This window comes from Paraburkholderia sp. BR10937 (assembly GCF_040965695.1).
In the GTDB taxonomy this organism is placed as follows: domain Bacteria; phylum Pseudomonadota; class Gammaproteobacteria; order Burkholderiales; family Burkholderiaceae; genus Paraburkholderia.
Map to the genome: position 1 here is coordinate 42,732 of NZ_JBFRCL010000029.1, position 13,656 is coordinate 56,387.

Sequence of the window (13,656 nt, forward strand, 5' to 3'; positions counted from 1 at the left end):
TGCCGATCTGCTTCATGGTTGAGTCCCTTCTCCTTGGTGGTTTGTCTTGCCGGGCCCTTCGATGCGAGAAACGTGGCCCGATCGTCGAGACGCCTGCTTCGCGAGGCGACGGCGCGCGCGATTGCGCGCCGCGCCCGCGCGCCTCAAGCGAACACGCGCAGATGCTCAGGCGCGAATTCGAGTGCGACCGGCTGGCCGGGCGCGAAGCCGTCGAGCGCCTCGGTGCCGAGCGGCACCTTCACGAAGCACTCGTCCTGCTGAGGCAGGCCACAGCGCATGCGCACGTGGTCGCCGAAATAGATCAGGCCGCGCGCTTCGCCCGCCAGCGCGTTCGCACCGTTGCCCCTCGAGCCGTTCGCGAGCTTCATGCGCTCGGGGCGAATGCAGGCGATGGCTGAGGCGCCCGCCTGCGCACCCGCCACATTGCGGCCCTTGAGACGCGTGCCGTCGGCGAGATGCATTTCGCAGTACTCGCCATCCACGGCGGCAATGGTGCCGCGCAGCCGGTTGCTGTCGCCGATGAAGTTCGCGACGAACTCGTTGCACGGCGACTCGTAGAGCCGGTCCACGCTGTCGAGCTGCTGCACGATGCCCTTGTCGAACACGGCCACGCGGTCCGACATCGTGAGCGCCTCGCCCTGATCGTGCGTGACATAGACAAACGTGACGCCGAGCTTTTCGTGCAGCGACTTCAGTTCGTACTGCATATGTTCGCGCAACTGCTTGTCGAGCGCGCCGAGCGGCTCGTCCATCAGCACGAGCTTGGGCTGGAACACGAGCGCGCGGGCGAGTGCGATGCGCTGCTGCTGGCCGCCCGAGAGCTGCGCGGGATAGCGCTTCGCGAAGCCTTCCATGCGCACCATCTTGAGCGCGTCGTTCACGCGCTGGGCGCGCTCGGCGGTGGGCACCTTGCGCACGCCGAGCGGGTAAGCGACATTCTGCTCGACCGTGAGATGCGGAAAGAGCGCGTAGTTCTGGAACACCATGCCGATGTCGCGTTTGTGCGGCGGCACGTTGTTGAGCAGCTTGCCTTCGAGGCGGATTTCGCCGCCGGTGGGAAACTCGAAGCCGGCGAGCATCATCAGGCAGGTGGTCTTGCCCGAGCCGGACGGCCCGAGCAGCGTCAGAAACTCACCTTGATAAATGTCAAGGTCAAGTTGTTTGACGACCAGCGATTCGCCGTCGTAGGTCTTGCGTACGCCGCGAAAGCTGACGATCACATCCGAGGTCTTCATTCGCACTGTCTCCTTTGCTTGCTCTTTTCCCGGTCCGCCCGCCCCATCTGACGCGATTAAATAAATCCTGTCGTGGGCATTAACCGGAATTGACGTGCGAATTACTATAGATGGTCCCGGCTCTATTCAATGGAGCCATTTCATTATTCCTGATGGAACCACTTGGCCATGGTCATCCTGTCCGAATGGCTCGCGGCGCAACTCGACAAAGAGAGCGCCGAACCCGCCTATCGTCAGCTATTACAGCTCATGCAGCAGGCCATCCTGACGGGGCGGCTCGCGCCCGGCACCAAGCTGCCCAGTTCGCGCATCCTCGCGGTCGACCTCGGCGTGGCCCGCAATACCGTGCTGCACGTCTACGACCAGTTGAGCGCGGAAGGCTACGTGATTTCGACCACGGGCAGCGGCACGTATGTCGCCGACACGCGCCCCGACTCGGCCGCCGTCAGTACGCCCACGAGCAAGCCCTCGCCGGCGGGCGACCCCGCCGACGAGGACGAGGACGACGCGAGCGGCGTCTCCCCGCGCGGCGACATGTCGATGCGCGGCCAACGGCTCATCGACGAGGCGGGCGTGTCCGCCAGGCAGTGGGGCGCCTTCATGCCGGGCGTGCCCGACGTAGCCGAGTTTCCGGCGCGCACGTGGAGCCGCCTGCAGGCCCGGCTGTGGAAATCGGCGAATCATGGTTTGCTTACTTACGCGCCCGGCGGCGGCTACCGTCCGCTGCGGCGCGCGCTTTCGGACTACCTGCGCGTGGCACGCTCGGTGCGCTGCACGCCGGACCAGATCATCATCACTACGGGTATTCACCAATCCATCGATCTCGCCGTGAGGCTGCTTGCCGACCACGGCGACACAGCGTGGGTCGAAGAACCGTGCTACTGGGGCGCACGCAGTGTGCTGCAGTCCTCGGGATTGAAGCTCGCGCCCGTTCCCGTCGACGACGAAGGGCTCAATCCGCGCGAGCAGGACCTGCGCGACCCGCCGCGCATCGCGCTCGTCACGCCTTCGCATCAATACCCGCTCGGCATGGTGATGAGCCTCGCGCGCCGCCGCACGCTGCTCGAATACGCGCGCCAGCACAAGGTGTGGATCATCGAGGACGACTACGACAGCGAGTTCCGCTACGGCAGCCGGCCGCTCGCCTCGCTGCAGGGTCTCGACGAGTCGGACCGCGTGATCTACGTGGGCAGCCTCGGCAAGCTGCTCTTCCCGGGCCTGCGCATCGGCTACATGGTCGTGCCCGAGCGGCTCGCGGCCACGTTCCGCACGGGCGTGGCGGAGCTGTATCGCGAAGGCCAGCTCATGCAGCAGGCCGTGCTCGCCGAATTCATCATGGACGGCTATCTCACTTCGCACGTGCGCCGCATGCGCACGCTCTATGGCGAGCGGCGCCAGCTGCTGATCGACGCAGTGACGCGCCACTTCGGCGACGCGCTGCCGGTCATGGGTGACGAAGCGGGCCTGCACTTCGTGCTCGGTCTGCCCGACCATGCCGACGATCGCGCCATCGCAGCGGCCGCCTACGACGCGGGCGTGATCGTGCGCCCGCTTGCGGCTTACTACAGCGTGCGCCAGGACCGCAAAGGATTGCTAACGGGTTACGCGTGCGTGCCGCATGAGGAAATCGCGCCGGCCTTTGCGACGCTCGCGCAGATCATCGAGGAACACGCATTTGCGAAGCCGAAAAAGCTGCGGCGCGCCGGTTAGACCGAAACGCGCCGCTGCATCGAATCACAAAACCACCGGCTATTTCAGCCCGAAATCCACCCGCGTCGTCGCGCCCTTGTCGTCGATGCCCTTGGCGTCCAGCTTCGGTGCCACGATGAACACGCGGCTCGGATCGACCTTGCCTTCGAAGTACTGCTGCACCGCCTGCGCGCGGTCCTGAGCCAGGTTGCGCAAGGCGGCGTCGTCAACGGGTGCGTGGTCGGCCAACGCCTGCTTCATGTCGTCCACGGGCAGCGTCTTCGTGAAGCCGATCATGTTGTGCGGCTTCTTGAAGTCCGCATCCTTGTAGACCTTGGTGAGGTACTTCTCGTACTCCTTGTCGTCCACCTTGACCTGCGAGGTATCGACGCTCTCGCCGTTGCCCACCGTGTCCTTCACCTTCTGAAGCCGCACGAGGCGATCCACGTACTGCTCGCGCAGCGCGGGCGTATCCACGGCCGGATCGACGCGGCCGATCAGATCGATCTTGATCGAAGGCTTGTCGTCGAGCGCCTTGACGATCGTGTCGAGCTTCTTCTGGTCGGCATCGGTCAGCGTTGCCGTGCCGGCCGCGAACTCGACGTAGCCCAGGTCTTCGCCGCCGCCCCCGAACGCGTTGGCGAGCAGCGTGAACGGCGCGGTCACCGCCTTCGCGATGAGGTTGAGCACCGCCTTCCAGATCAGGCCGCCCAGGCTGAACTCGGGGTTCGAGAGCGAGCCCGACACCGGAATGTTCACGTCGATCTCGCCCTTGCGGTTCTTGAGCAGCGAGATCGCGAGCCGCACCGGCAGCTTGGTGGCCGTATCGTTGTCGATGTGATCGCCGAACGTGAGCTGGTCGATGAAGATATGGTTGTTCGCCGTGAGTTCGTCGTTCGCGAGCTGGTAATGCAGATCGACGTTGAGCTTGCCCTTCGTGATCGGATAGCCCGCGTACTTCGCCGAATACGGCGTGAGGTTCGTGAGCTCGATATCGTGCGCGCTCGCCGTGAGGTCGAGCGACGGCTTGTCGATGAGCGGGTTCACCGTGCCCTTGATCGAGAGCGGACCGTTCGCCGCGAGCTTGGCGGAGACATCCACAGGCGCGGGCGTGGTCGACTGCGTGCCGAACGCGCCGACCGTGCCGTGGATCTGCACGAGATCGGCGGAGTAGTTCGGCTTGATGAAGTTGTCGGTGTAGTTCACGCGGCCGTCCTGCAGCACGAGCTCGCCGAAGTGCAGGCGCACCGGGTTCTTCGGCGGCTGCGCAGCCACGACCGTGGCCGGGGCGGAAGCCGGCGCCGGTGCGGAAGCCGTCTGCACCGGCGCGCTCGCCGCCTGCGGCGTGAGCGGCACCGGCTCGCGCGCGCCTGGCTTGCCGCTCGCGTCCTGCGTGAGCGACTGTGCCGCGCCGGTTTGATGCGCGACCACGTCCTTGAGATTGAGCTTGCCCTGCGCGTCGAGCAGCACGCGGCCATAGAAGCCGGCGAAGGTCACGCGGCTCGCGTCCACGTCGGTGCCGCGCGCGTCGTCGTAGTTCGCCTTCAGGTTCGTGAGCGCGAGCGAGCGCCAGCCTGCGAACGGGCCGGACGTGGCCTTGTCGAGCATACGCACGTCCACGAGCGCCGCGTCGCCGCGATAGCTCGCCTTGAGCGCCTTGCCCTGCTCCACCGAAAGCTGCCCGTTCATGTTCAGCAGCGCGCTCGCGACCACCGCGTTGAGTTGATTGCCGAAGTAAGGCTCGAACGCGGCGGCGTCGAGCCGGTTCGCGTCGATCTTCAACTGCGCCGTGAGCGGCGTCGGGTTGATCTTGCCGCTCAGCGCGAGTGTGCCCTTACGGTTGACGGTCGCCTTCAGGTCGATCGGCAGCGGGTGCCGCAGGTCGTCGCTGATCTGCTGGATCTTCAGGTCGAGCGGCGTGATGGCTAGCTTCACCGGGCGCGGCGTCGAATTGTCCGTGACGTTGATCGTGCCGTTGTTCAGCGTGAAAGCGTCGATCGTGTAGCGCCAGGCCGGCCCCTCCTGCACCGACTTCTGCGCCGCGCGAATCGCCGTGCGCTCGGGCACCGCCTGCTGCGTGGAGGCAAGTTGCGCCAGGTCAATCTTGCCGTCCTTCTGGCGCTCGGCGTTCACGACGAGGCCGGTCAGGTCCACCAAAGCGATCTGCGCCTTGCGCGCGTTGAGGTCGATGCCGGTCACCTGCACGGTGCCCCGGTCGAGCGCGATGGCAGGCGCCTTCGCGCCGCGCGCCGCGAGCTTCAGCGATTCGAGGCCCAGCGTGCTCTGGCCGACCTGCACGACGGCAGGCTGCTGCGCCCAGTCAGCCTTGAGCGTGGACGTGAGATTGAGCTTGCCGTCCAGAATCTGCGCGCTGCTCAGGTTGTCGATATACGGCTGCGCCTGCGGCAGGCTCACGCGCTCGAGCGCGATGTTGGCGTCGGCGTTCTTGCCTGCGAGGCTCACCGTGCCCGACGCCTTGATCGTGCCGCCGTCGTTCGCGTTCGTCGCAAACGTGAACGGCGCGCCCGCCTTGGCGGTCGTCGAGAAGTTGGTCAGCGTGGTCGAAAGCTGCGTGAGTTCGACATTCACCGGCCGCGCGGGCAGATCGTCAGCGATGTGCACGGTGCCGTTCGTGAGCGCGAACTGGCGGATCGAGACATCGAGTAGCGCGGGCTTCGCTTCTTCGGCCGCTGCCTGCGCGCTCTGGGCAGCCGAGGCGCCCGAAGCCGGCGCGGCGCCCGCGGCCTTGTTTGCGGCCTCGTTCGCAGCGGGCGCCTTTTGCGCGGCCGGCGCGCCCATCAGCTTCTCGACGCTCAGCACGCCTTGCTTGTCGCGCGCGACCCACGCGGTGGGCGCGTCGAGATGGATGTCGTCGAAACGATAGACATTGCTGAACGGTTCGAGCGAGGCCGCCGCCACGTGCAGGCTGCGCGCGCCGAAGAACGGCGCGTTGGCGTTGTCGGTCGAGTCGAAGTCGTTCAGGTCGGTCGTGCCCGTCACACGCAGCGTGGGCTTCTCGCCCGACATCACGAAGTCGAGCTTGAGGTTGGTCGAGAGCTTGCCGCTCTTCACCGTGACGGGCAGCTTCGTCGGCGCGTAGGTGAGGAGCTTCGGCACGTCGAGGTCGGTCAGGCGCAGTTCGACTTCCGACTCGCGTGTCGCGGAAAAGGGCTTGGTCCGGCCGTCGATGGCGAGCGTGCTCGCACCATCGATGCGCGCGCGCAACATCGGCTGAACGAAGATATCGGTCTTGGAAGGCAGCGTGGCGATGAACGGAATGCCGAGCGACCAGCGGTCGATCACGTGCTTTTCGTTGAGCAGGCGATCGTCGAAGGTGATCTGGCCGTTCTCGATGCGGATGTTTGAAACCGAAAATTGCGTGGGCTTGCTGCTCGGTTTCGAGGGCGTCGAGAACTTCTCGATGAGGTCCGAGAAGTTGAAGTGCTGCGCGTCGAGCCGCACGATCGTGGCGCGCGGCGAGTCGAACCGCAGTTCGTCGACGATGGGCGCCGCGCGAAAGATCGACGACCACGACGCCTGCACGACGGCGCGCGAGACATCGAAGAAGTCGCCGTTGCCGCCGCGCTCGCCGATATGCACGCGGTCCGCTTCGAGACGCAGGGTGTACGGATTGAGCGCGATGCGGCCGATCGTGACGGGCCGGTCGAGCTGCTTGCTCAACTGCTGCTCGGCAACGTGGCGAATGATCGGCGGCGCGGCGAAGAAGCCGACCAGGCCGAACACAATCAGAAAGATGAGGACGCCCGTGAGGATGCGCCGGGTGCGGGGCGCACGCGCGACCGCGCGCACCGATTGCAAGGATGAGTTGAGCGACGCTTTGTTGAGGCTTGCCATGCTTGCTTGCGGATGAGGCGGCAACAGGCCCGCCGCGGGATGTGGGTCTGATGTCGGAAATCCGGGGATGCCGACAGCCGGAAGTATAGGTCCGATAGAAGATCGGACGGCGGGAAAACGCCGCCCGCGGCGCAGGTATTGCGCAACAAGAAGTAACAGCGCAAAGACGATGGCCCGGCGATTGCGGCGTGTCCATCGCGCGTGTTGCGCGATGCATGAAAGCGCGGGCGGAAAAGCCGGGCGTGACGCTCGAACGGGCTTATGCGGCGCAAAAAAAAGCGTTGGCGGGACAGCGGCCCGCCAACGCTTCATTCAGCCCGGTTCAGCGATCACTGCCGCTCGACGGCGGGCGGCTGCCAGCTGCCATCGGTCGCCTGCGGCTTGGCGGCGTAGAGACGTATCACGAGGCGGAAGTCGCCATGCGGCGCCGGCACCCAGTTCGCGCCGCCGCGCGGCCGCTCGGCGCTCACGTGCACGTCGAGCGAGCCGTCGCGATTGCGCCGTGCGCCGCTGCGGTCGCCGAACGCCACGCGCACGGGCGCGTCGGCATCGAGCGCGCCGTCGGTCGTATAGGCCGTGATCGACCAGAAGCCGCGCACCGGCGGCAACTGCTTCGCCGTGAAGTGGATCGTGTAGCGGTTCGCGCCGTTGAGCGCATGACCGTCGCTGTCCTGGCTCACGCGGGCGCGCACTTCGTCGCGGGTCGTCGGCAGACCCGGCGACGTGTACGCCGCGTAGGCGCGCAGCGAGTAGTCGGGGCCGTAGTTGCCCGCGTCGTCGCCCACCCAGAGCCAGCCGTTGCCCGCCAGCAGGTTGGGCGGCGGCGTCGCGGCGCGCGTGCGGCCATCGGCGAGACCGGCCTTGACCACCGCGGCGTCCTTCGCGCCCGCGGGCAACTGCGCCGGGTCGCCCGGGTGCACGCCGATGTCGCCGAGAATCTTGAGCGCGTGCGCGTCGTCCGCCGTGGGCGGGTTGTCTTCCAGCGCCAGGGCGAGCCGGTCGAAGAAACCGTGCGCGTCGAGCGCCGCGACCTGGGCGGACGGCGTGCCCGGCGCCGCCGGATCGCCGCTCTGCGTGGCGCCGCTCGGCTCGTTGCCGCGGACGCCGCGTGCGCCGGCCTTGCCGCGCGCGCTGCGCTCGTCCCAGCCGGACAGCGCCGTGACCTGCAGGCCGTGCTGCAGCCGCCGTACGGCCGCGAGGTCGGCGCCGCCACGCGTCTGGATGCGCGCGAGGAACCACACGTAGCGCGTCGACACGTCGACGCGCTTCACGCGCGCGGGCAGCGTGCCCTTCCAGCCGGCCGGAACAAATGCAATCGTTTGCGCTTTCAGACCGCTGACACGTTCGCCGGTCTGCGCGGCGGCCGTCGACCAGACGACGTTCGTCCACATGTCGAGCGCGCGTGCGTCCATGTAGCGGCCATGCGTGTCGGGCAGCGTGACGAGCACCGGCTCGCTCGAAACGTCGAGCCAGCCGCTGGAAGTCAACGTGTCGAGATTGGGTTCGGGCGGGCTCGAAGCCCCGACGGGCGGCAGCGACTGCGCGTGGCGCAGCGTGTTCGGCGCGGCCTGGCCGGGCCCGCTGCCGGTGGCGGCTTCGCGCGCCACGTCCATCAGCACGAGCGGATAGCCAAACACATAGGAGTCGGAGACTTCGTCTTTCATCCAGCCGTTGCTCTTCGGCGCAACGTCGCCCGGCGCCGAGGCGCATCCGGCAATCAGGGCAAGGCAGGCAAGCGCGGAGCAGCTACGGTACGTAGAGAATGCTCGATGTATTGTTGTCATTTGTTGGTTGTATTCGGTGCGGGCGGTCCATGAAGTGACGTCGACCGGCTGGCCACTCCGCGCGCGGCCCCCCCAGGGCCCTAGTGAAATGCACGCGGCAAGGCGCCAATGCCGCCGGTTGGTATCGTATCGCTCGCGCATGGGCCTGAAAAGACTGCGGTGTGGAATATTGCATTACAGGCGGAGAGCTTGCTCTCAGGACTTCCCTCTGAAACGAAAGGGGCGTAATGCCGCACCCCTTGACCTTCCCATGATGGGAACGTAGATACTGCGTAACATCGATGACAGCCTGTGCTCGCACCCCATCATGAATGAACCCCTCGTAGCAGAACGCACCGATACTGCCGTGGCCGAACTCGAGGTCCACGGCATGACGTGCGCCTCGTGCGCCATGCGCGTCGAGAAAGCGCTTGCCAAGGTGCCGGGCGTCACGCGCGCCTCGGTCAACCTCGCCACGGAAAAGGCCACCGTCGAGGCCAGCGGCGCCGCCGCGCCCGCCGCGCTCGTCGCCGCCGTCGAAAAGGCCGGCTATGCAGCCGTGCCCGTCGCCACGGAAGCCACCACGCTCGCCATCGGCGGGATGACTTGCGCGTCGTGCGCGAACCGCGTCGAGAAGGCGCTCGCGCGCGTGCCCGGCGTGGCCGGCGTCAGCGTGAATCTCGCCACCGAGCAGGCCACCGTCAACACGCGCTCGCCGCTCACGGGCGAATTGCAGGACCTGCTCGTCGCCGCCGTCAAGAAAGCCGGCTATGAAGCCACGCCGCTCGCCGCCGACGAAGTCGCCGCCACCCCGGCGAAAAGCGCCGCCGCCAGCGACGAGGCGCGCCGCGAATGGCGCGCCGTGCTGGTTTCGGCCGTGCTCACGGCCCCGCTCATGCTGCCGATGTTCGGCCACTGGCTCGGCCTCGACTGGATGATGCCCGCCGCGGCACAGCTGGCGCTCGCGAGCGTCGTACAGTTCGTGTTCGGCGCGCGCTTCTACCGCGCCGCGTGGAAGGCCGTGCGCGCCGGCGCCGGCAATATGGATCTGCTGGTCGCGCTCGGCACTTCGGCCGCGTACGGCGTGAGCGTCTATGCGATGCTCGCGCACCCCGGCGACATGGCGCACCTGTATTTCGAGGCTTCGGCGGTGGTCATCACGCTGGTGCGCTTCGGCAAGTGGCTCGAAGCGCGCGCGAAGCGCCAGACCACCGACGCGATCCGCGCCCTCAACGCGCTGCGGCCCGATCGCGCGCGCATCCGTGTCGATGGCGCAAATGGCGCCAACGCGGAGGAGCGTGAAGTCCCGCTCGCCCAGGTTCGCGTGGGCACCGTGGTGGTCGTGCGCCCCGGCGAGCGCTTGCCCGTGGACGGCGTCGTGCTCGAAGGGCGCAGCCACATCGACGAATCGCTCATCACGGGCGAAAGCCTGCCGGTACCGAAAGCGCCCGACGATCCCGTCACGGCCGGCTCGATCAACGGCGAAGGTGCGATCGCGGTGCGCACTACGGCCATCGGCGCGGAAACCACGCTTGCGCGCATCATTCGCCTCGTGGAGAGCGCGCAGGCCGAAAAGGCGCCGATCCAGCGTCTCGTCGACCGTGTGAGTGCCGTGTTCGTCCCCGCGATTCTCGTGATCGCGGCCATCACGCTGGGCGGCTGGCTGTTCGCGGGCGCGAGCGCCGAAACGGCGATCCTCAATGCCGTGGCCGTGCTCGTGATCGCCTGCCCGTGCGCGCTCGGCCTCGCGACGCCCGCCGCGATCATGGCCGGGACCGGCGTGGCCGCGCGCCACGGCGTGCTCATCAAGGACGCCGAAGCATTGGAGACCGCCCACAACGTGAGCGTGGTCGCCTTCGACAAGACCGGCACGCTCACGCTCGGCCAGCCCTCGCTCACCGCGTTCGAAGCGGCCGAGGGGCTCGCGCGCGGCGAGGCGCTCGCGCTCGCGGCCGCCGTGCAGCGGCAGAGCGATCACCCGCTCGCGAAGGCCGTGGTGCAGGCGTATGAAGCGCAGGCCCGCGCGCCGGGCGCCCTGGCCGTCGCCGTTCATGCGCGCGCGGTGCCCGGGCGCGGCGTGGAGGCCGAAGTGAACGGCCGGCGCCTCGCCATCGGCAGCGGCCGCTGGCTCGACGAACTGGCGCTCGCCGTGCCGCCCGCGCTCGCGGCCCGCGCGCGTTCGCTCGAAGAGGCGGGCAATACGGTGTCGTGGCTCTTCGAACCGCACGGCGGCGTGCTCGCCCTGCTCGCTTTCGGCGACACCGTGAAACCCACGGCGCGCGAAGCCATTGCGAGCCTCGAAGCGATGGGCATCCGCAGCGTGCTGGTGACCGGCGACAACGCGGGCAGCGCGGCGGCCGTGGCTGCACAACTCGGCATCGGCGAAGTCCACGCGCAGGTGCTGCCCGACGACAAGGCACGCACGATCCGCGACCTCAAGATCAGGAGCGGCGGCATCGTCGCGATGGCCGGCGACGGCATCAACGACGCGCCGGCACTCGCCGCCGCCGACATCGGCATCGCCATGGCCACGGGCACCGACGTCGCCATGCACGCGGCAGGCATCACGCTCATGCGCGGCGACCCCGCGCTCGTTGCCGCCGCAATCGATATTTCGCGGCGCACGTGGCGCAAGATCCAGCAGAACCTGTTCTGGGCGTTCTTCTACAACCTGATCGGCATTCCGCTCGCCGCCTTCGGCCTGCTCAACCCCATGCTCGCGGGCGCGGCCATGGCGTTTTCCAGCGTGAGCGTCGTGACCAACGCGCTTTTGCTCAGGACGTGGCGGGCTCGCCGCTAACGCAGAGATTCACGGTGCGACGTATCGCACGGAATATAACGAGAGGGCGCTTCATGCGCCCTTTTGCTTGTGTCGACATTATTTTGGGATCCGAAACAGCTCACAATCTGCACACCGAAATGGCATGCCCGATCGGTAATATTTACGCAACTGTAAGCTTTTTCGGTCCTACCCCTAAAGGATCGCTCGCGCGCGCCGTAATGCGTCATGCCAGCGCCTCGAAGGCGCAGGTTCCTTCCTTACCAGCTTTATTGCGGAACCGAATTCATGCTTTCACGCTTATCAAGCCGCGCGAGCGTCGGCGTGCGCCTCGCCTTGCTATCGTGCGTGCTCGTCGCAGCCATATTTGCAGCCTTCACATGGGCGATCACGCATTCGGCGGCAACGCAGGTCGGCGAGCAGGTGCGCTCGCGCATTGCCGAAAAGGATCAGGCGGTCGCCTCGTCGATCTCGCTCATCAACGGCGCGCTCGAGGCCGAAGTCGACCGCGCCATGCAGCTCTTCGAGAGCTTCCTGCCCGGCGCCTTCACGCTCGACCCCACGCAGACGGTCGACATTGGCGGCAAGGCCACGCCGGTCTTCAAGTCCGGCGACCACGTGCTGAACCTCGACTTCACGATCCCCGACCAGTTTCTCGCGCGCAGCGGTGAGATCGCCACTGTCTTTGCACGCAGCGGCGACGACTTCGTGCGCGTGACCACTTCGCTCAAGAAGCAGGACGGCTCGCGCGCGATCGGCACGCTGCTCGACCGCAAGGGCCCCGCGTATGGCCCGGTGATGGCCAACCGCACCTATACCGGCCTCGCCCAGTTGTTCGGCAAGCAGTACATCACGCAGTACAAGCCGATTCTCGACGCGAGCGGCCACGTGATCGGCGCGCTGTTTGTCGGCGTGGACGTGGGCGCGCAGATCGATGCGCTCAAGAGCGAGATCGCCAAGCTCAAGATCGGCGAGAGCGGCTATTACTTCGTGATGGATGCTTCGAACGGCCCGACGCGCGGCACCTTCCTCGTGCACCCGAGCGCCGTCGGTAAACACTACGACGACGCCGACGCGCCCTGGTCGCGCATGCTCGAAGCGCGCGAAGGCACGCTCGACTATACCTCCGCCGACTCGACGCGCGGCGAGGGCGACGCACGCGCGAAGTTCGTCTCGTTCGTGAGCGTGCCGCAGTGGCAATGGCTCGTGGGCGGCGTGGCCGTGCGCGACGAGATCATGGCCGACGTGAACGCCACGCGCGACCGCTTTGCGGCGATCGGCCTCGTGCTGGTCGCGCTGTTCGCGGCGCTGTCGATCTACGCGGCGCGCCGCCTCGTGAGCCGGCCGCTCGACGCCGCCGCGCAAGCCGCCGGCCAACTCGCCGCGGGTGACCTCACGGTGCGCATCGGCAACGACAGCCGCAATGGCATCGGCAATGGCAATGCCGCGGACGCGCACGGCACGGCGGGTGCCGACGAGATCGGCCGCCTCACACGCGCCATCGATGGCATCGGCGTGGGCCTCGCGCAGATCGTCGCGCAGGTGCGCAGCGCCACGGCGCAGATGAGCGAGGACACCTCGCGCATCGCGCAGGGCAGCGGCGAGATCGCTTCGCGCATCGCGAGCCAGGCGAGCAGCCTGGAAGAGACGGCGGCGAGCATGGAGGAACTGACCTCGACCGTACAGCAGAATGCCGATCACGCGACGCGCGCCAACACCGTGGTGACGAGCGCAGCCGAAGCCGCGCTCGACGGCGGGCGCGCCGTGAGCCGCGTCGTGGAAACGATGAACGACATCAGCCGCGCATCGCAGAAGATCGCCGAGATCACGGGCGTGATCGACGGCATCGCGTTCCAGACCAACATTCTCGCGCTCAATGCGGCCGTGGAAGCGGCGCGGGCGGGCGAGCACGGCAAGGGCTTCGCGGTGGTCGCGAGCGAAGTGCGCGCGCTCGCGCAACGCAGCGCGGCGGCCGCGAAGGAAATCTCGGCGCTGATCACCGAATCGTCGTCGACGGTCGAGACGGGCTACCGGATCGCCGGCGAAGCGAGCACGACCATGCGCGGCATCGTCGCGCGCGTGGATGAAGTGCGCTCGATCATCGGCGAGATCAGCGTGGCCTCGCGCGAACAGTCGGGCGGCATCGAGCAGGTCAATATCGCGGTTTCGCAGATCGGCGCGGCGACCCAGCAGAACGCCGTGCTCGTGGGCGACGCCGAGCGCGCCGCCGCCGCGCTCAACGATCATGCGGCGGCGCTCGCCGAACTCGTTTCCGTGTTCAAGGTGCGCGAGTAACGCACGCGTAGCACAAGCACCGTCAGGGCATGATTCGCAG

6 protein-coding genes are annotated in these 13,656 nt (G+C 67.4%); 3 read left to right on the forward strand and 3 right to left on the reverse strand.

Translation table 11 applies throughout. The features are described 5' to 3' along the window. Positions 1 to 143: 143 nt before the first annotated feature. On the reverse strand, positions 144 to 1,235 hold the full coding sequence (locus tag AB4Y44_RS23560; RefSeq protein ID WP_342918513.1) for an ABC transporter ATP-binding protein: 1,092 nt from the start codon (positions 1,233 to 1,235) through the stop codon (positions 144 to 146). A gap of 162 nt (positions 1,236 to 1,397) precedes the next feature. On the opposite strand from AB4Y44_RS23560, the gene AB4Y44_RS23565 reads away from it, so the two are divergent. Further along, a complete protein-coding gene (locus tag AB4Y44_RS23565) occupies positions 1,398 to 2,945 on the forward strand; it encodes a PLP-dependent aminotransferase family protein (protein ID WP_342918512.1) in 1,548 nt (515 codons plus the stop codon). Between the two features lie 39 nt (positions 2,946 to 2,984). Here AB4Y44_RS23565 and AB4Y44_RS23570 read toward each other — a convergent pair whose 3' ends face one another. Both AB4Y44_RS23570 and AB4Y44_RS23575 read right to left on the reverse strand, forming a co-directional pair. After that, positions 2,985 to 6,779, reverse strand: coding sequence for a DUF748 domain-containing protein (locus AB4Y44_RS23570; protein WP_368701022.1), 3,795 nt, complete (start codon positions 6,777 to 6,779; stop codon positions 2,985 to 2,987). A gap of 329 nt (positions 6,780 to 7,108) precedes the next feature. Beyond that, positions 7,109 to 8,563, reverse strand: coding sequence for a DUF1254 domain-containing protein (locus tag AB4Y44_RS23575; protein ID WP_368701023.1), 1,455 nt, complete (start codon positions 8,561 to 8,563; stop codon positions 7,109 to 7,111). Between the two features lie 307 nt (positions 8,564 to 8,870). Between AB4Y44_RS23575 and AB4Y44_RS23580 the strand changes: the two genes are divergently transcribed. After that, positions 8,871 to 11,342 (forward strand): heavy metal translocating P-type ATPase, encoded by a 2,472-nt coding sequence (locus tag AB4Y44_RS23580; protein ID WP_342918509.1) that lies wholly within the window; start codon positions 8,871 to 8,873, stop codon positions 11,340 to 11,342. Between the two features lie 267 nt (positions 11,343 to 11,609). After that, a complete protein-coding gene (locus AB4Y44_RS23585; RefSeq protein WP_342918508.1) occupies positions 11,610 to 13,616 on the forward strand; it encodes a Cache 3/Cache 2 fusion domain-containing protein in 2,007 nt (668 codons plus the stop codon). Positions 13,617 to 13,656: the final 40 nt, after the last annotated feature.